Origin of the sequence: Pontibacillus halophilus JSM 076056 = DSM 19796, from assembly GCF_000425205.1 — a bacterium.
Taxonomy (GTDB): Bacteria; Bacillota; Bacilli; order Bacillales; family BH030062; genus Pontibacillus_A; species Pontibacillus_A halophilus.
Genome location: NZ_AULI01000025.1, coordinates 17,315 through 35,897, shown reverse-complemented (window position 1 = coordinate 35,897; position 18,583 = coordinate 17,315). Strand labels below are relative to the sequence as shown.

Below are 18,583 nucleotides of genomic sequence, written 5' to 3'. Positions count from 1 at the left end.
GGACCTCTTAGTCATGGTCAGTGCTCCTCGCTATTTGAATTGAGATAAGTTTACCTGACCTTAATTTACATGTCCAATTTAGTGTAGCCTATCCATTAAACACTTAACTTGCCGTTGGTGTTCACCTACAAATCCTGCTATAAGACTTGATATCACAAAAACTAGTATCGATTCCATTAGTTCAACTCACTTTGCATTACAATTCTCGTTCTACTAAATCTAATAGATAATCACCAAAGTCATCAGCTATTACTTCATAGGTTTGGTCACCTATGTTCACACCAGGGATAAAAGACACTACTTTTGGTTCTCCTGAGGCTTCTATTTGGTTGAAATCTAAACAATAAAGCTCGTCGCTCCCCGTATCGTATATAACTAATAAAGTATCTGGTAAATCTATCTCTTCTCTCTCAGATAGAGTAAACCAAATTGCGTCTGGAACAGATGAATTAACAAAATTTTTATCGATTATCCCATAAACTTCTTGTGAGCCAAAATTACCTGCACCAAACGAACGTAAGTAATTTTTATAGATAGGTGAGAAAGACAGATTTAATTTTCTTTCAGCTAATCTTATTAACTCTTCTGAACAGCCACCAACAAAGTCTGCTAGTGCACCCTCACTACTTATTAATTCTTTAGCTTTTTGATATGTATTAATACTCATTCTTTGCTCCCCCTTCGTAAAAATAACCATTTGATCTATCATTCCAATAATCGGTTCTCCATTTATTAAATTTAGTCCTGTGATGCCTGATGGATAGGGTTAGGGTGGGGAACATACGAAGGAATAGATGAAGGAACAAGGCTTCCTCGTTCAGGATGACCACTTCTATTATGCCGTGAACGGCGATGAGAAACTTCATTCATATATCGGAACTCAATCTAGACTATTATAAGCAGCTTATGAGTTGCGTTGGTATCCACTAAATGCATTAAGCATCTTACCTAAATAAAAATCTAATCTCGAAAAGCACAATCTATATAGCAACATCCTGATATCCAACTTCTGATACCTCTTCATTTAACAACCGAATTCCTATTCCATTTTCATTGTCCCAACTACAGTTTAAAGTAAGTCCTATATGTCGAGCTTCGAAGATATCCGCATACGGAACAACAAGACCTTCTAAACTTATCATTTCAAGTAATTCATGAGTTGTTTCGACTAATGGATATTTTTCATTAAGGCTTTTATCATAGCCTAATTCGATTCTTTTTCGCTTATAATAGCTCAAGATAGCTGTCAATACAGAGTGTTGTATGGCTTCCCAACTATTCATTAGTGCTTTGTATGCTATGTACTGCCCTTCATCAAATTCTCCTTCTTCCTCACCATCTATCATCAAATCCATCTCAGTTGTGTCTCCGAAGAAGTTCAAAGTAATGGTTCTTGACCATCCAAATTCGTACTGAAGTTCACCAAAAGTTTCATCTTTTATTCTCATTTAGTAATCTCCTTACTTCGTTCGAAGGTTTAGTTACTTCCAACAAGTATCTATTCTGTTAACATATTTAGAAATTCTTCAAAGCTATTACTTATAATATAGGTTTCAGGATTGAAATCTGAAGACTCTTCATGATTCCAAACGCATACAACAGGCTCTTCAACATTGTTACGATAGTCTAAGCAAACAAAGTCACCTGCAAACAAAACAGCTATTGGTAGCAGTTCAGTACCTACTAAGTTCTCATCAAATACAATTCTTTCGTCTAATTGTGTTCTAACTACTCCTATATCGTAATACTCATCATCTCTTTCCCCAGTTGCTTTTAAAATACATAAAAACCTATTAATCGTATAATAATGGTTATTACCCTTAAAACTATCCTTTATAGGAGTACCACCATTATATTTTTTTATAAATTCTTTATACGTCTCTGGTAATTTTATTCTCCACTTACCTTCCTTTTCAGAAAGCGGAGTATCGTCAGGCAAGGGGTAAATGAATGATCCATCCTTAAATTGCATTTCTATACCTCCACAATATTATTATCTTGGCGCGTAGGCCCACCCTGTCAAATTCTGATTGGGGTTTGCAAGTAAGTCCCGATAACATGTAACATGTAAAATCGACCATTTCTCGTACTTTTCTCTTATCATTCCTATATATATAAAGCTCCATGACGGTATTACCTTCATGGAGTCTAGATATTCGAATATATTCTAGTGAAAAATTATCATTCAAAAATTTAGATAGCTTTCATTTCGTAAAATTCCATACCTGTTAATGCATTACTTTATAAATCATCCTTATAATGACAAACTATATCACCTAAGACTGGTCTTGAAGCCCTATTACAATCCATTCATCTACAATATCCCAAAAATCCACATTATATTCAGGCTTATCATTGGTAAACCACAATGTCGCTACATCACCTATACAGTTGTTTAAATCTATAGCAACATATCCTCCCATGTCATTTTCAAAGTAACCATATGTTGTAGCCATATTAACTCCTAATGGTCCATCTAATTCTTCAAGTATTCCCCATTCATGATCTTCAAAATGAGTAATGCGTTCTACTGGTACAAGTCCCATAGCTCTACTTGGCAGATAATAAAAACCATTATGTAACTTCTCATAGAACTCCTTTATAGATTCTGGAACATTTGACCAATCTTGTTGCATTTCTGAAATAGAATTAGTCGGTATACCACCTTCATAATAAAGTATTTCGTCATTTTCACTCTTTACGCTGTATAGTACTGCATATTGTCCATTATCTACAATTAATTCAAATTCTAATAAATTTTCTTTCAAGTATGATATAGTATTACTCAATTCTTTTTCACATACACTATTCCATAAAGCTATTAATTTATCTTTCTTTCTAGTTTTATCTGTTTCTTTAAATATCTCTATCCATTTTGCAGGCATATTTTCCTTTTCAATATTGAGTAAGTCTCTGTTAGACACAACCTCTATACTTTTTCTATATTGTTTTAAAAAAGATAATTTATCCACCCGAAATCACCCCTTTTTATTTATCTTATTAAATTCATCTATAATTTTTTGGATCTCAATAAGGTCTCCATAATAGTTTTCAATCTTCTAGATACCACAAACCATCCCTTTTATTAAAAGTCTGCCCAGTTTTAAATTTATATTGTTGAATACCTAAATCATCCTTATTATGACAACTATATCATTTTCACCTAAAACTTCTAAGCTTAGCTTATAATATTTCATCTGTATCCCCTACCTATTTTTTCTTTAACCAATACGCTTTGTAAAGCATATCTGTTATATTTTAGGCATATCAATTTTCTCACCTGGTGACTCGCTAATTAAAACGTCAGGAAGGTTTGGATTATTCTTTTTTAACTTATACTTTTGTATTTGTGTTAATCCAGGGTCAAAGGATATGTCTTGTGATTTAAAGTCAAGGTTTAATAGTTTATAGTAAGTCTTCCTCAAAAAAACTTCCCAATCTTCTGATGTAGAACTTGAATCTTCATCTATTCCTTCTAACAGACGGAAGCCATCTGCATAATGAAACATCAGTAATCCTGTCCCTAAATCACATATCTCTTTATGTAGAATGACTGTTGGCACCTCAAATCCATTGTTCCAATTATAATTTGCAGAAAAGAAATGGAGGAATAAAGGGTTATCTATATTCATTAACTGTTTTACTACAATATCCTTGTTTGTATGATAAAGTAACTCTTTCAGAAGCATAATATCTTTTTCGTCCATAAACACTTACCTCCTTATCACATTTCATTTTACAACAACAATTTTTCCAGTAATTTAAGCTTTCTTTCCGAAAGTTCTACTGTAGCACCGTGGCTTAGATACAAAGGTAAACCATTATCTTGAAACTTGTGGTTTACCCTCAAATGCTTGTAAAGCTGACTTTGCAAGCTTTTTATTTTTACTCGAAAATGGACATCTTTTGTTTCCTGTTGCTATTGACTTTCTTTACTCATCAAGTATTCCCCTTCTACTATCCCCTCAAAAATCTAAAATGTTAACAATACCGTCACCTTTTCCCGCGCGTTAGAGGGTGAATTTTGCTTATATTTTCGTTATACTACTCTTGTACCATTATACTCATAGAAAGGTTGACTTACTTTGGATATACAAAGAGAGAAAGAATTTAACTATGTACCATGGGTCATTGGGTTATCCATTGCGATCAATCTGATTGTTACGATTCTCTTCTTCATGCCTGAGATCAATAGCGATACTAGTTTTGATTTGACGATACTACCATTACTGAATGCCATCTTTAACTCATTTACGACCGTCTTCTTGTTCGCAGCGTTATTTATGATTCTACGAAAGAATGTGAAGTGGCATAAACGCTTCATCTTTGCAGCGTTCTCAACGACGGCGCTCTTCCTCGTGACGTACTTGTCGTATCACGCGATGGCTCCTTCCACATCGTACGGTGGTGAAGGAATTCTACAATATATTTACTACTTTATCTTAATCACGCATATCATTCTGGCAATTGTCATTGTGCCTCTTGCGCTGATCAGCTTGTTCCGCGGACTTGCAATGAAAGTCGACAAGCACCGCAAGATTGCTCGCTGGACAATGCCACTATGGCTGTATGTAAGTATTACAGGTGTACTTGTGTACATTATGATTTCTCCATATTACTAAAGACAGAGGGACAGGTTCCTCGTCCCAATGGGACAAGGAACCTGTCTTTTTTCTTTTCATTGTTGAAGTTTAAGATTAATTATCTTCTATGTAACTTAACTTCACACCGCTTGTTTACATACATTCGAAATCTACAGTTCCCGTTAGTAACTATGAAAACACCACACCACAAGAAACATACTCACTAACCCCCAAGCTGTGGTACACCCTATCCACCAGATTATGGAGTTAGCTTTATTTAAACTTTCCTCGCCTTCCATATTTGCCTTGATGTAAGCAACCTTATTCTCCACCCCTTTTCTCGTGCGAATAAGAACAACGAATCCGGTGGCGATGAAGCCAATAGTTATCCAAAGCAATAGGCCCATTATTCTACCTCTCTTTTGTGGGTTCTTGTGCTTTCAATCTTCAACGAATATGCCCATTTGTTTGAAGAAAGAAACAACCTTTATTCAGTAATCTATATCTATTATATGCTTCTATATTTGTATTTAATTTCCTTGTACAAGCTTATCGTTCATTTCAATTCGTTCCCTGGGGGATGGATGAGCCTTGAAACCAAGCCAAGTAACCGTACATAGGTCCCCTTAATCTTATAGGTTGTTAGTCTCTAATAAAGATAATAAATACAATGTGGCTAAAGGATAAGGTAGAGGTCATCCTCCTCCGATTTATTGGAACAACCGTGTCCTGCCGTACGTTAAGGCAGAAGCTATCAGCATTTAAGTCTTTACTTCGTTCATTGTAGTCGTTCTGTGTGGCATGGATACCGATTTAATCATGAACGAGAAAACGCCTAGCAGCTACCTGCTAGGCGTTATTGCTTAAAGATTATCCTCTACTCCTTTGAAACTGAGGGACAACTAGTGCAATTGCGGCTATGAAGAGGATGGTGTTCCATGCCATTAATAACCCATTCCACTCCGAATCGAATACAGTAATGTTGACTAATGTCGCAACATGCATTAGCAAAATGATCAGCAATAAGAACTTCCTTGAATCCATGAATTCTCCTCATTTCTATTCGCTACTTACGGTACTCTACGCCTGCAGCGAGCATTTTCTGTTCTCCATCTTGTTCAATTTGGTCTTTCATCTTACTAAGAAACGAATCGAATTCGACATGCTTGCCCATTTGAAAGGTCATTTCTTTCTCAATGTCTAACCATGTATGTATGTCAGCTTCATTATGTTGGAGTTGGACCTCTAGCTTATCGAGGGCATTTGCAACCTTTGCTGTATACGTTTCTTTGCCTTCAAACTCCATCCATAATTCATAGATTTCCACCCCTAACTCAGACGGGAGGCGACGTTTAAGGGAAAGAATTGCGTCAAGCTCTCGTTCTTCTTTCTCTCTTTTAATTTGTGTGTCGTTCATCGCATCAAAGGCAGGTACATCACCTGCTTCTGCTTCAATCAAATCGTGGATAATGACCATCTTGAGCAGTTTCTCCATGTTTACTTTCCTGTCTAAATAAGGTTGCACCAAGACGGCCATGAGCGACATTCTCCATGTATGCTCTGCGACACTCTCTTGTCTTCCATTCGACAACCAGCTATGGCGCATTTCTTGTTTCAAGTTCTCTGCTAATGATAACACGTCCATAATCTTCTGGATTTGCTCCACGTTCGTCCACCTATCCTTCTATAACTTTCACTTGTACCTTTCGCTTTCGAGGGCCATCAAACTCACAGAAATACACGCCTTGCCACGTGCCTAGAACAAGCTCCCCATTCTGAATAATGATGGTCTGTGAATGTCCAACGGTACTTGTCTTCATGTGCGCCGCCGTATTCCCTTCCATATGTCGGTCCTCCGTATGCTCCCATGGGTACAACTCGTCAAATCGACGGAGCATGTCGGTCTTTACATCTGGGTCTGCATTTTCATTAACGGTAATGCCAGCTGTCGTATGGAGGGAAGTAACAATCAGAATTCCTTCTCTTACCCCCTCATCTTGTATCCACTGATTAAGTTGTGATGTCATATCAATCATCTGGCTGTGCTGGGTCGTTTCTACTGAGAATATGTGATTCATAACAGCTCCCCCTTTTAACAAATTTTTCATCCTACTTCCTCTATTCTACCATGACATAAAAACGACTGAAGAGTCTTAATCCTTCTTCAGCCGTTTTATTAACGATTTAGTTATCCCCACTCAATACCTGCTGGATAAAGAGACTCTTTCTTGTCCATTCTTCCTTACCTCTTCTCTATTTAAGACTCGAGTGTCCCACTAACCTCTTCCATCTCCATCTCAAGCCTTTTACGAACATCAAGCTGAGGAGTGATAAGGTGATAGATCCATGTTCCGGTCAGTCCAATCAATAGGATTAAGATAGCCATAACTGTCGTTGGCAGAATCGAACTAACGGCTACGGTCAACGAGGCAATGAGCATGGATAAATTGAATTTCAAGCCATTGAACGCCATATACGTGCTACGTGCGTGCTCAGGTGGTATCGATGCCATATAGGACTGCTCCACAGGGACTTTCAATACTTCTCCAACTGTGAGAATGGCCATCATGATGACGAGCACCCATAGGTTATTGGAGTAAGCTAGCGCTCCATATCCGATTGTAAATAAGAAGCTACACCCAACAAGGAGAGGCCGATCTTGGAATGATTTAGATAACCGTGCAGCGAACAACATGAGGATTGCTACGAGAATGGTGTTCTCACTGCGCAGGAATCCCATCGTTTTCACCCCATCCACTTCCCAGAATAGAAAGGTTTGTGTCGGCATTTCTTCACTCAATCGAATTCCAATGTAATTCGTCAGCTGAAATTCCATTGAGAGCGTGAGTACACCGGCAACTGTGAACAACACAAATAAACGATCATTCAATACACTCTTGTAGCTTGAAAGTAACTTCTTCACGTGTTGGACAGGTTGCATCTTCGTTCGTTCAGGAAAGTGACTCTCTATAATGAAGAACATCACAATGACGACAACAAATAAAGCTGAGAAACTTAAGGCGATAAACAGTTCAAATAGGTAGTCTTTGAACAAGAAAGCTCCTATGATTCCTCCCACTGCAATGGATAGATTGTTTACCCAGTATGTAATGGAATAGATGACTTTGCGTTGAGAGGGCAAACTAACGTCAATCAGCATCGCATGGTTCGCCGGTCCTGCTAACCCCCAGCAAATACTGTTGACTGTCATCATTGCGAACGTAATACTCGGTGATTGGTACCAAGGTGAATTACATAGAGCCATCGTCATGAATGCGAGGAATCGTAGCAATTCTGCCCATAGCATCACCTTCTTTCGCCCGAATTGATCTGCGAAGTATCCCCCTAGAAAGTTAATGCCAATCCCAATTCCTACATTAATAAGCAGCAATAACCCAGCCACGGTCGCACCGAAATGCACGGCCAAGTAAATCGACATAAATGGAAAGATCATACTTCCAATAAAGCGACTTACGAACGTCTCCACAATCCGAATCTTGATATTTCGGTGAAACTCTCTGAATTTCATGCTCGTCTCCCCCTTTTCGCTATCCTAACACTTCAGAGAGCATGTCGATTTGCGACACCTATTGTGGAAGTTACGAATTCTTATCGTTGATTATTTCAAAATAAAGGAAACAAATCAATCTTTGTATCTTAAAAAGCGCGAACCTTTTTAAGATTGCGCTTTTTTGTGATTCGTATGCTGTTTACTGGATGCACACCGTTCATCACGTTTTTTTCATAAAGAAAAAGCCAATTCTCATTCGAATTGACTTTTCAACCGTTAGGAAGTACTTGCGTATTGTCCACCATTGCTAGGCGAAAGTAGGTTGCTCCATTGTTCATAGAAGAACTGAATGGATGGGCCGAGTAAGAACGAGATGACAAACGTACCGATTCCAATTGGACCTCCAAGTAGGAACCCGATGACAAGTAAGGAGAACTCATAGAGATTGCGGTTCACTCTAAGGGAGAGTCCATCTTTCTTCATCAAGGTTTGCATCAGTTCATCGACAGGGATTTTAGGAAGGTTCGTGTGTAAGTACGAGCCAATGCCAATTCCCATGAAGGCAATTCCGACGAATAAGAGTCCCCACCTTAAGACGAGCGACTCCAGCTGGAAGTCTGTAAGAAGGAAATTCCACAAGTCGAGCGTGACCCCTCTTAATACAATTGGAATAAAGACAAATAAGGATGGGAGCGTCTTCCCTAGAATACTATTTAATAGGATAACCGTTACGTGGACTGTCATCATTCCAACCCCTACACTAATTGGAATGTGGGAGGACAAGCCTACTGCGACGCTGTCTGTCGTGCCAACCCCAACATCCGCTTTAATGAAGAACGCAATGCCAAGGCTCGAGATGAGTATACCGAACAAATATAAGAATAACTGCTTCATACACCTGTCCCTCCTTTTCATTCTGGATTGATAAGCATAGAAATCGTAACAGGACTTTACGATGCATTCAATAAAAATGCCTTTCTTGAACAGGTATGCTCATATGTACGTATCAAAAAAGAGCTTCCCAAAACGGGAAGCTCCTTCGACGTTATGTATACTAACAACTGTTGATTGCTATATGACCTATAGAAGCAACTACTCAATGAATCATGTCCGCTATAAGGTAACTGTATTCAATGATTAACAATAGAACAGTTAAGGTAGCAGAAATTCCTAAGATCCCGAGAATCGACCGCTTCTTTTCTCTGTTAGTTAGCTTCTTATCAGAAGATACCTGGCTAATTGGTGTCAAGATTCCTATTAAGGCAATGCATATCCAAAAAACCATATTCCCCCTCCTCCCCACACTATTCTTTGGTACACCATGGACGATCGCTCCTATAATTCCTAGCTTTCTATTATCGTTAATTAATCCATAAGGTGGGCGAAGGAATCATAGACTTGTTACTTTATGCGACCCCATTATAGCACAAATCCCTCTAATTGGAATTTATTTGAATGTGAATGCATTGCCTTCCGAATGTATTCATTTCCACAAACTTCGGCTAGAGCAAATACGTAGCTAGGTATTGAACCTACATAGTATACTTATAGTTGCGAAAGATAACTGTAGACCTATAACGAATAAGTAAGTAAAGGAGCGTAAACGATGGAATTTAAAGTAGACTGGAAAGGGAAAATGGCATTTGAAGGGGCAGCACCTTCTGGACATACAATCCGATTGGATGCAGGAGAAGGCGATGGCGGTGAGAACTCTGGAGCGCGCCCAACAGAGGCGCTTATGTCTGCTGTAGCAAGCTGTACTGGAATCGATATTATCCAGATTCTCCAGAAAATGCGACTTAACCCAATCGGATTTCATATGGATATGAAAGGTGAGCGTGCTGAGGAGCATCCACGTAAATTTACAGACATTCATATCCACTATGCTCTAGAAGGAGAACTTCCTGAAGACAAAGTGGTACGTGCTGTGCAACTTTCTAAAGATAAATACTGTTCCGTTGCCCACTCCATTAACGCAAACTTAACTGTGACTTACTCCATTAACGGCGTGAATGGGGAACAGACACTTTAATACAGTAAAAGCCCTAACCATTTGTGTTAGGGCTTTTTTCGATTGAATTCGTTGTGCTAGAGACTTGGAGCATCATTCATCATTACGAGGAGCGTATTCCATTTTCCCAATGAGTTCAATTACCTTCTCAGGATTACCTGGTTCTATGGATACAAGCTTGGTATTCTCAATAATGTCATTCGTAAATTCTTTAATAAAGTCTTCTCCCAGTTCTTCAGGATAACTGCTTTCCCAACGTTTGGGCACATCATATACGTTGATGGTTCCATTGCCGTTTCCACTGTACGTCACGGAACCGTCAATTAACCGACCACCAAGGTTTGTTACATCTTCAGGATAGACGGCACTCGTATCGTCATATGGATTCAAGGGTTCTCCTTCCTTAATCTTTGTGACTGTTAATTCGTCTAAGTTCTGGTTAACTCCTAGCTGCAACCACACCCGAGCATACTCAATCTCTTCAGCCGAATAGCTAGCTAGAGGATCTTCCTCTGTAGCTTCAATAGTTTGAGAACGGTCGTCTTTCGTCTCTTTCTGCCCTTCTTCTGAATTGTTGTCACTCGCATGCGACACTTCTTGCTCGTTTTCTTCTTCCGCTTCCACCTGCTCCTCAGTTTGTTCAACAGCTGTCGTTTCTTCTGACGCTTCGTTCCCTGTGCCCGTGCTGCATCCAATAAGGAGAAGTAGAGAGAACAGGCTACACACCTTTATTGCTTTCTTCAATTCCATCATCTCTTTACACACTTCCTTCACTATTTATGGCTGATAGCCTTGCATTCCAAAGAATATCACTGCAATTGTGTACGTGAGCAAAACAGGAAGGATGCTAACCGCAATCCAAATCTTATGTCTTCGCTCCTCTACGAAAGAGAACCATCTGTAGTAGGCGTACACAATAAACAGGAAGATTGGGACATTCACTTGTGCCTCATACATCCCAACTAAGTTACTCTGCTCATCCCAATGTCGCTCTAGCGCCAATGTGTCTTCTTTATTGTCATGGTCATGGTTATATCTATGCTTCTGAACATACGCATCCCGCTCTTCAGATAATGCTAGATAGTCCTGGCTGAATGAATAGAGCGTAAACACATAGTAAATACCTACTCCCAACCGGAGAAATAGGTTGACTGGATAACTAAGCAACAACAAAGCGAACACGTAAAGCAATAGTAAAATAGCAACGTCTGTCATAAAATAATGCTCCTTCCTCCCTAAAGAGTAAAGGCATCCTTCACCTTTTCTGCTACTTCTCTCGCGCTAAGGTTCGTATTATCGATTCTTATGTAATTGGTGTGGGTGATTTCACCCGCTATTGAATTTAACCGATACTCATTCATAGAGTCCTTCATCTCATTCTCCGACCACTGGATATCCCGCTTCGATGGCTTGTGCTGAAGGCGGTTCTCCGTTTTGTTACGCTGAAGGCGTGTATCTAGATTCGCTTCAAGCTCTACATAGTAAACGGTCGCTCCTTTCGATTCGAACTGGTGAGTGACCCGTTCTACATACTCCCAGTCTTCCTGTAAGTTAAACGCCCACACATACGTAAAGATCATCCCCTCTTCATCACTACTCGCCATCTCTTCAAAGATTTCATGACGAAAGAGATTGACTAGCCGCTTCCCTGAAGGTGTATCATAGTCGAAGAACTGTCCGACAAGGTCAATCGTCATATGATTATGAAATAGGGAAAGATTCGTTAGCTTTGCGAGCTCTTGGCCGACCGTCATCTTCCCTACAGCTTGTGGCCCGGTAATCATTACAAATTTCATCGTTATCCCTCCTACCTGTCTCTCTTCCAACTCTAAATACAAACCACCAATCGACTCTTTTCTACAAGAGGTTCCATAATCCCTTTCACATAAAGAAAATAATTCCATTTCATGCCACCTACTTAAAGCTTCATACTTAGATGAGTCTGGAGATCGTGGCGTAGGAACTCAATTCAGTGAAGGGACGGACTATATGCCGATTAGACAAAGTAAGGTGTCTTTGACTAGTAGTCCCAAACTCTTTACCTTCTGCCTGAATTGTGGAGAGGTCGCATCCATACGCATTGAAAATCCAAAGCTCTCAAGAAGTAACAACAAAAAAAAGCCGCCGAGATTCGTCACTCGGCAGCTTGGTTGTTTAATCTTGGTCATTAATCAACGATAGCAAGTCGTCAAATTCACTGTCTTCAATAAAGTTACTACATTGAGTAGGTGGAAGGATATTTGGACCAACCACACACTTTAATGGTGGCTTCTCTATCGGAATTTCCCTTCTAGGACTACAGAAATCACCAAGCACTTCTAAGTTTACTTGACAGGTTACTGTTACATCGAAGCAAATAAAGGCAGTTAGTTCGTACGATTGAGAGGAAACAATTCCTTCTGTCGTCACTTTCGATGTTAGAATCGATAAGTCTACATTGTTTACATCGAATGGTTCAGGTATACAAATCGCTAATTCTTCTGCTATGAGTAATGGCGTGTTAAATTTACAAACTATATTTTCAGTCAACTCATTTATGACTCTGATGGTAACTTCCATTAAGAAGGTTACCTTAATCCAACCTGGGTTCCCATTCTCGATTGTTACCACTCGTTCTTTAACATCCTCAATTTCCGCCTGTATGACCAATGTTTCGCCAAGACTAAGCAACCGGTCAATCTCCTGTTGACAACAAGTTGGGAAATAGGAAGTACGGGTTAGATGTGTAGCTGTCACAACCCAATCGTACACCTTTCTTGTTCGAATACACTCTGGGACTAACCCAATCGGTCCTCCTCTTTGCAAAGAAACATTGAGAATCCTAACTTCATTAGGGCCGAGAACAACACCAAATGAAACATTTTGGAAGTCCACTGCTACGAAAGTTACTGTATAACTCCCTGGAGCTAATCCTGTAAATTCATAGTCTCCATCTTCGTTCGTGATTGCAAATGCATATGGCGTTGTGGCTCCTGCAAGTTTAAGAACGACCGTGACACCATCAATTGGAGTACCGCCCTCTTGCGCTGTTACTCTTCCTCTTATGGTAGCTGGGGTTTGGGAGAGTCTCACACTTACATCAGCTGTACTTCCTGCGGATGTGGGGAAGGTACTTTGAAAGGTACCGTAACCAGGAAAACTGATTAATACTTGAATCGTGTCTGTTGAGAGCCCAAATATTGCGTAAAACCCATCTTCGTTCGTTAGTGCCTCCCCTAACAATAATTCCGTCTCCGTATCAAATACTTGAACAAGTGCCCCTACAAGTGGTGCATTGTTCTCATTATCGATGACTGCGCCGGTAATAGTCGCAGGGTCCCCTTGTAGAGCAAAATTCCGAGTAACTGTTTGGTTCGTACCTACGGAGAATGTTGCTTTTGCGATTTGAAAGTTTGGATCGCCTGCTGTAATCCTGTAAGTTCCAGGCGCCAATCCGCCAAGCGTGTAGAAGCCACTTTCATCTGTCGGAACCGTACCAATTATAAATCCATCTTGATTGGTAACTCTGATTAAGGCACCCGTAATCGGCAACCCTGCACTCGCACTTCTTACACTCCCCTGTACTCTACCTGGATTTGGAGTTAACGAGAAATTCAATGTCGTAACTTGATTTCTCTCGACAGTCACGACTCCCGTTTCACTCCCGTAATTTGGGTCTCTTGTTACTAACACATATACATTCTCCGCCAAACCACCACTTTGATAGAATCCGTTCTCATCTGTAATGGTTGTAAAGATGATTGGTCCTGTCTCTGAACCCTCACGGATAATGATTGTGGCTCCTTGAACTGGATCTCCTGTTGTAGCATCCGTCACCGTTCCTTCAATTCGACCTGCATTTGGAGTTAACGCGAAACTTAAGGTTGACGTCTCTCCAGCTATAATAAAGGCTCCTGCTGATTCAGGACTGAAATTGCCCGCTGACGTGATGACGGTGTATTCACCTGGAGCAAGCCCTTCGAACCGATAACGTCCATTCTCATCCGTCACCCCCTCTAGTACGAGCACACCATTCTCATCGAATACTTGGACGGTCGCATCAAGGATTGGATTTCCACTAGTTCCATCTGTCACAAATCCTTGTAGAATACCAACTTCTGTTGGCAACCGCAACGTAATAGATCTCGTATCCCCATTCCCAAGAAACAATCCTTGAGAGGTAGTACCGAATCCATCTTTCGTAGCAGTGATGAAATACTCTCCTCCAGCTAGGTCTGTAAAGCGAATCAAGCCATTCTGATCCGTGATTCCTTGATCGATTGGGATACCATTGGTGTGCTCGACTATCACACTTGCACCTGCTTGTGGTTGCCCTGTTTCATCATCCAAGACAACAACGTTTAACGTCGCTGGGTTCAGTTGCAGTGTATGAGTCACCGCAGTCACTGTATTTGAATTTACAACAGCTGATACCGTTGAGCTACTATATCCAGGTGCAGATGCTGTTAAGAAGTAGGTACCAGGTATAAGGCCAGGCACCTTATACGTCCCGTCACCGTTCACTGTAATCGTCGTAATGAATTCCTTTCGCTCATTATAGACTTCAACGAACATATTGGAGAGCATGAGCGGATTCCCGTTCCCGTCCACAAGAATCCCTTGGACTTCACCAGGGTTTGGGTCTAGGATGAAATCAGCAGAAGTGGTTTCCCCTGCTACTACGGATGCTCCTAATTGTTGGCGGGCAAATCCTTCTAGGAAAGCAGACACGGTTTGTGAACCTGGAGGGATTGAAGTCAACAGATAATCCCCGAATACATCCGTCGTCGTTGTAGCAATAATCGTTTGAGTAGATGGGTCTCGCACAGTAATGGTTACTCCAACGAGTGGGTCTCCCGTTACAAGGTTTGATACCTGCCCACTAATCCCACCTGTTGCTGCACTCAACTGAACGTTAACCCCTGACAAATCTTGTCCTTGGGCAGTTGTGACACCAACAGAGCTTGATGCAAATCCATCGGCACCCGCTACAAGTGTAAATGAACCAGCTGGAATATTTGGTAACGTGTAGCCTCCTAACTCATTCGTGAACGCAGAACCAAGGGTCACTCCAGCATCATTCACAATTTTGACTAAGGCGTTCGCTATAGGCGCGCCGCCGCTACTCGTAATGGTTCCAGACACTGTTGCAGGAAGGGGATCAAGGGTTAACGAGACGAAACTTGTTTGACTTGATAGAACTTCTACTCCAACAGTGTCAGTCGTGTACTCATTTGCACTTGCGCTGACTGTATACGTTCCAGGTGCTAGGTTGTCAAAGTTAAATAGTCCATTCTCAGGTATGGTTGATGCGATAAAGACCCCGTTCTGGTCAAATAATCTCACTAACGTTCCAGAAAGAGAAGGGGTAACTGTACCTTCAATCCTTCCAGGGCCAGGAGTCAAAGGAATGATTGTCGCTGTAATTTCATTTGACCTTACCGTAACGCCGGTTACATTGTTCTGAAACCCATCAATTGAGGCGGTGATTGTATAACTTCCAGGAGCTAACCCATTAATGTTGAAAGCACCATTCGTACCCGTAGTAACGGTATCAACCACAAATCCATTGCTGTCGACAATGGTGACAAGCGCGCCCGGCAATGGAGATTCATCAATTGAATTAATAATCGTCCCATTCACCGCTCCTGGGTTTGGCTCTAATAAGGCATTTACAATTTTCGTTATGCCTGCTTCTACTTCAGTTGTAATGGCAACCGTCTGAAAATCCTCAGCCCCATAGACCAGCGTATAAAAGCCAGGAGCTAAATCGTTCGCTCGATACATGCCATCTTCATCCGTAAAGACTGTCGCAACAATGGCACCGCTTGAATCAATAAATCTCACTTCTACATTTGCACCAATGATTGGGATTCCCGTTTGTGCATTTAGTACTTCTCCGGCAATCCCACCTGGGGTCTGCTCTAAATCGAAGTCAACATTCGTGGTGGTATTGGCTTCAATAATAGCTCCGTTAATTTGAGTCTCATAAGTGGAGAAGCTTGCAACTACGGAATAACTGCCTGGAGCTAGATTCTCAATTACATACTGTCCATTGGAATCTGTGAAAGTGGTGGAGATGATTCCAGACTGATTTTGAATGGCAATGGTTGCTCCTGCTAAAGGCGAACCACTACTCGAGACACTTCCAGTTAAAGTCCCAGGACTATCTTGTAGTGTCGCATTTAGTATTGTTGTTTCCCCTCTAACGATGGTTGTACCAAGGGATTGTGATTGATAGTTGTCGGCCGTAATCACAACATTGTAGGCTCCACCTGCCAAATCCGGAATAAAATAATTTCCGTTTTCATCGGTTAGAGCGGTGGCTACTGGAATTTGATTCTCATAAACCGTTACGAGCGCACCAGCGATAGCATTGGCTGTATTATCCTCGACGGTTCCTTGTAAGCTACCTGCAATTTCTTCCAATGAAACATTTGTCGTCGTTGTCTGACCCGCCTCGACCACTGATCCTATGACGAGTTTCGAGTATCCATTCGCTGTAAATACGAGCGTATAACTTCCAGTGGCTAAATTATTAAACGTATAGGCGCCTGATCCATTCGTTAAGGTGGCATCCACGATATTTCCGAGCGAATCGAGTACTTGAACAGTGGCACCACCTAACACCACTCCTGTCTGTTCATCAGTTACAGTCCCTGAAATGGAACCAGGAGAAGGCATAAGAGGTACATCTGTACTCGTTACTTGACTAGCCAATACGATAGAACTTACTGAGTTCACACTATAATTCGCCGCTTGTGCTCTTACGATGTACGACCCAGGGGACAAATCGGTAAAGGTGTAATTCCCACTACCATCAGCAGTCGTACTTGTGAGGAATATTGCATCATTCGTTAACAATTCTACAGAAGCATTCGGAATAGCTGTTGAAGTATCACTATCCAGAATTGCCCCTGCGATGCTCCCAGCGGTAGCTTCAAGAGTGAAATCTACTGTACTCGTTTGACCTGGCTGAGTGATCACGGACTTTAAATCGGAACCAAAGCCAGATGCCATAACTTCCACTTCATAAGAACCCGGCACAACTCCTGTGAAACTATACTGCCCTGCCCCATTTGTTGTTGTCGTTGCAATGGGTACACCCAAATTATTATCAAGTGTTACAGTCGCACCTGCGATTGGATTTAAGGCATTGTCCGTGACAGTACCATCAATCGTACTCGGTACAGGATTAATGAAAATATCTTCAGTAACCGATTGGCCCGAGCCAATGCTTACACTTACAGTAGTAGATGTATACTCTGGTGGATTTGAGACATCGATATCATACGTTCCAGGCACCACATTTACAAAGCTATAGAATCCATTCGTTAGAGATACTGTGCTATCTATAATTGTTACACCTTGTCGCAGCTCAACGGTTGCACCAGACACCGTTTCCCCATTCGATTGGTCGATTATGGTTCCGTTTAGAGTGGCAGCTTGCTGAACTGACACAGGAATCTGGACTACTTCCGATACGAGAGAGACACCCGTTAAATCATCGTTCCCCTCCGCAAATGCTTCGTCTAATGGACGCGTAGTACTCCCTATACTGGTAAAGCTACCCGTAACCGTTACGACCATGGTCGCCGTTTCTCCAGGTAGAAGATTTCCTACTGTCCAAGTGATCGTATTCGTTACATTATCAAGGACAGCAGCCCCTTTAGTAACAGAACTAATTACAAGGTCGTCAACATTATCAAGTCCTGAAAAGTCATTCACTGTTACATTGATAGCCTCTGATTTGCCGGTATTTGTAACCGAAACTTCTGTCGTCCACGTTTCCGTTACCCCTAGTAAAATGTTGCTAGGACCAGCTGTTAGTACTTTGTCCGTTACTAACCTTGCCCTTACATCCGTATCACCGATTGTAATTGGGTCAGTAAACGCATCAATAAATTGAAAGCCTTCATTTGTTTGCAACGAGTCTTTGTTGTAGTTATTCGCATTGGCGGATGTGAAATAAACATTAGAAACGACTGAATTCTCATCAATTCCTAGTACAGTGAAGAACGTATCCGCTGGGATAAACCAATCTAAGAAGTAGTTCTGACTGCCAATGGCTGAATCTGCTACAACGACACGAGCAATGTCATAGTTCGTAATCCCTTGTGCATAACTAGGTTCCCCGTTGACACCTTCAGCAGGATCATTCCATTCATTGAATTCCTTATTAATGTTCTTCACAATATTGACGGTTTCATCTAACCCATTGACGTTAATCAACCAATCATACTCGCCAGCGACTCCACTCGTATTAAAGAGAATCCCCCAAGCGAAATTACTAAACCCTTGCCCTTGACGAGGGTCATCATGGAGCCTCAACCGAAAATAAATACTTTCACCATCATATGCAATATAACCAGCGGGAAACGAACTATTCCCAACAATATCAACCGAATTAGGATTTTCATCATTTAAGTTATCAAATAAAGGAACTCCCCCTATTAAAAGGGGGGTGAAATCCGAAGTTGGCGGAAATTGCATCTGACA

Annotated in this window: 18 protein-coding genes; 2 read left to right on the top strand and 16 right to left on the bottom strand. The window is 41.0% G+C overall.

Going from position 1 to position 18,583, the window contains the following annotated elements; translation table 11 throughout:
- Positions 1 to 196 precede the first annotated feature (196 nt).
- From H513_RS0117130 to H513_RS0117105, 5 genes are all read right to left on the bottom strand, one after another.
- Positions 197 to 667, bottom strand: a complete 471-nt coding sequence (locus tag H513_RS0117130) for an SMI1/KNR4 family protein (RefSeq protein ID WP_026801816.1) — start codon at positions 665 to 667, stop codon at positions 197 to 199.
- Positions 668 to 980: 313 nt separating this feature from the next.
- Positions 981 to 1,448 carry a DUF6985 domain-containing protein gene (locus tag H513_RS0117120; RefSeq protein WP_026801814.1) on the bottom strand — a complete coding sequence of 156 codons (468 nt, stop codon included), beginning with the start codon at positions 1,446 to 1,448 and terminating at the stop codon, positions 981 to 983.
- 50 nt (positions 1,449 to 1,498) lie between these two features.
- Positions 1,499 to 1,972, bottom strand: coding sequence for an SMI1/KNR4 family protein (locus H513_RS0117115; RefSeq protein WP_026801813.1), 474 nt, complete (start codon positions 1,970 to 1,972; stop codon positions 1,499 to 1,501).
- Positions 1,973 to 2,276: 304 nt separating this feature from the next.
- On the bottom strand, positions 2,277 to 2,972 hold the full coding sequence (locus H513_RS0117110; protein WP_026801812.1) for an SMI1/KNR4 family protein: 696 nt from the start codon (positions 2,970 to 2,972) through the stop codon (positions 2,277 to 2,279).
- A 279-nt stretch (positions 2,973 to 3,251) separates the two neighbouring features.
- The gene (locus tag H513_RS0117105) at positions 3,252 to 3,707 is read right to left on the bottom strand and encodes a DUF4274 domain-containing protein (RefSeq protein WP_026801811.1); all 456 of its coding nucleotides are present in this window, start codon (positions 3,705 to 3,707) and stop codon (positions 3,252 to 3,254) included.
- Between the two features lie 378 nt (positions 3,708 to 4,085).
- Between H513_RS0117105 and H513_RS0117100 the strand changes: the two genes are divergently transcribed.
- Entirely contained in the window at positions 4,086 to 4,622 is a 537-nt protein-coding gene (locus H513_RS0117100) for a DUF420 domain-containing protein (protein ID WP_407946641.1), read from the top strand.
- A 143-nt stretch (positions 4,623 to 4,765) separates the two neighbouring features.
- On the opposite strand, the gene H513_RS22135 is transcribed toward H513_RS0117100, so the two are convergent.
- From H513_RS22135 to H513_RS0117065, 7 genes are all read right to left on the bottom strand, one after another.
- Positions 4,766 to 4,990 carry a hypothetical protein gene (locus tag H513_RS22135; RefSeq protein ID WP_026801809.1) on the bottom strand — a complete coding sequence of 75 codons (225 nt, stop codon included), beginning with the start codon at positions 4,988 to 4,990 and terminating at the stop codon, positions 4,766 to 4,768.
- Positions 4,991 to 5,453: 463 nt separating this feature from the next.
- Positions 5,454 to 5,627: a hypothetical protein gene (locus H513_RS21940; protein ID WP_169449942.1), complete on the bottom strand. Its 174-nt coding sequence runs from the start codon at positions 5,625 to 5,627 to the stop codon at positions 5,454 to 5,456.
- Positions 5,628 to 5,649: 22 nt separating this feature from the next.
- Complete coding sequence (locus H513_RS0117085) at positions 5,650 to 6,228, bottom strand: HD domain-containing protein (RefSeq protein WP_036770706.1); 579 nt, start codon at positions 6,226 to 6,228, stop codon at positions 5,650 to 5,652.
- A 31-nt stretch (positions 6,229 to 6,259) separates the two neighbouring features.
- Entirely contained in the window at positions 6,260 to 6,661 is a 402-nt protein-coding gene (locus tag H513_RS0117080) for a secondary thiamine-phosphate synthase enzyme YjbQ (protein ID WP_026801807.1), read from the bottom strand.
- Between the two features lie 179 nt (positions 6,662 to 6,840).
- On the bottom strand, positions 6,841 to 8,112 hold the full coding sequence (locus tag H513_RS0117075; RefSeq protein WP_026801806.1) for an MDR family MFS transporter: 1,272 nt from the start codon (positions 8,110 to 8,112) through the stop codon (positions 6,841 to 6,843).
- Positions 8,113 to 8,370: 258 nt separating this feature from the next.
- Complete coding sequence (locus tag H513_RS20600; RefSeq protein WP_051240113.1) at positions 8,371 to 8,988, bottom strand: YczE/YyaS/YitT family protein; 618 nt, start codon at positions 8,986 to 8,988, stop codon at positions 8,371 to 8,373.
- A 202-nt stretch (positions 8,989 to 9,190) separates the two neighbouring features.
- Positions 9,191 to 9,379: a hypothetical protein gene (locus H513_RS0117065; RefSeq protein WP_026801805.1), complete on the bottom strand. Its 189-nt coding sequence runs from the start codon at positions 9,377 to 9,379 to the stop codon at positions 9,191 to 9,193.
- Between the two features lie 321 nt (positions 9,380 to 9,700).
- Here H513_RS0117065 and H513_RS0117060 point away from each other — a divergent pair, with 321 nt between their 5' ends.
- A complete protein-coding gene (locus tag H513_RS0117060) occupies positions 9,701 to 10,126 on the top strand; it encodes an OsmC family protein (RefSeq protein ID WP_026801804.1) in 426 nt (141 codons plus the stop codon).
- A 72-nt stretch (positions 10,127 to 10,198) separates the two neighbouring features.
- Here the strand turns inward: H513_RS0117060 and H513_RS20595 are convergent, their stop codons facing one another.
- The 4 genes from H513_RS20595 to H513_RS0117040 form a co-directional block, all read right to left on the bottom strand.
- A complete protein-coding gene (locus H513_RS20595) occupies positions 10,199 to 10,849 on the bottom strand; it encodes a hypothetical protein (protein ID WP_233422728.1) in 651 nt (216 codons plus the stop codon).
- Between the two features lie 33 nt (positions 10,850 to 10,882).
- On the bottom strand, positions 10,883 to 11,320 hold the full coding sequence (locus H513_RS0117050) for a hypothetical protein (RefSeq protein WP_026801803.1): 438 nt from the start codon (positions 11,318 to 11,320) through the stop codon (positions 10,883 to 10,885).
- Positions 11,321 to 11,340: 20 nt separating this feature from the next.
- Positions 11,341 to 11,901 (bottom strand): AAA family ATPase, encoded by a 561-nt coding sequence (locus tag H513_RS0117045; protein ID WP_026801802.1) that lies wholly within the window; start codon positions 11,899 to 11,901, stop codon positions 11,341 to 11,343.
- A gap of 358 nt (positions 11,902 to 12,259) precedes the next feature.
- A complete protein-coding gene (locus tag H513_RS0117040; RefSeq protein ID WP_026801801.1) occupies positions 12,260 to 18,577 on the bottom strand; it encodes a carboxypeptidase regulatory-like domain-containing protein in 6,318 nt (2,105 codons plus the stop codon).
- Between the last annotated feature and the right edge of the window lie 6 nt (positions 18,578 to 18,583).

Bases quoted from the DNA above. Each gene is read 5' to 3' on its own strand.
- H513_RS0117130 (WP_026801816.1), bottom strand. From the start codon at position 667: ATGAGTATTAATACATATCAAAAAGCTAAAGAATTAATAAGTAGTGAG.
- H513_RS0117120 (WP_026801814.1), bottom strand. From the start codon at position 1,448: ATGAGAATAAAAGATGAAACTTTTGGTGAACTTCAGTACGAATTTGGA.
- H513_RS0117115 (WP_026801813.1), bottom strand. From the start codon at position 1,972: ATGCAATTTAAGGATGGATCATTCATTTACCCCTTGCCTGACGATACT.
- H513_RS0117105 (WP_026801811.1), bottom strand. From the start codon at position 3,707: ATGGACGAAAAAGATATTATGCTTCTGAAAGAGTTACTTTATCATACA.
- H513_RS22135 (WP_026801809.1), bottom strand. From the start codon at position 4,990: ATGGGCCTATTGCTTTGGATAACTATTGGCTTCATCGCCACCGGATTC.
- H513_RS21940 (WP_169449942.1), bottom strand. From the start codon at position 5,627: ATGGATTCAAGGAAGTTCTTATTGCTGATCATTTTGCTAATGCATGTT.
- H513_RS0117085 (WP_036770706.1), bottom strand. From the start codon at position 6,228: ATGGACGTGTTATCATTAGCAGAGAACTTGAAACAAGAAATGCGCCAT.
- H513_RS0117080 (WP_026801807.1), bottom strand. From the start codon at position 6,661: ATGAATCACATATTCTCAGTAGAAACGACCCAGCACAGCCAGATGATT.
- H513_RS0117075 (WP_026801806.1), bottom strand. From the start codon at position 8,112: ATGAAATTCAGAGAGTTTCACCGAAATATCAAGATTCGGATTGTGGAG.
- H513_RS20600 (WP_051240113.1), bottom strand. From the start codon at position 8,988: ATGAAGCAGTTATTCTTATATTTGTTCGGTATACTCATCTCGAGCCTT.
- H513_RS0117065 (WP_026801805.1), bottom strand. From the start codon at position 9,379: ATGGTTTTTTGGATATGCATTGCCTTAATAGGAATCTTGACACCAATT.
- H513_RS0117060 (WP_026801804.1), top strand. From the start codon at position 9,701: ATGGAATTTAAAGTAGACTGGAAAGGGAAAATGGCATTTGAAGGGGCA.
- H513_RS0117050 (WP_026801803.1), bottom strand. From the start codon at position 11,320: ATGACAGACGTTGCTATTTTACTATTGCTTTACGTGTTCGCTTTGTTG.
- H513_RS0117045 (WP_026801802.1), bottom strand. From the start codon at position 11,901: ATGAAATTTGTAATGATTACCGGGCCACAAGCTGTAGGGAAGATGACG.
- H513_RS0117040 (WP_026801801.1), bottom strand. From the start codon at position 18,577: ATGCAATTTCCGCCAACTTCGGATTTCACCCCCCTTTTAATAGGGGGA.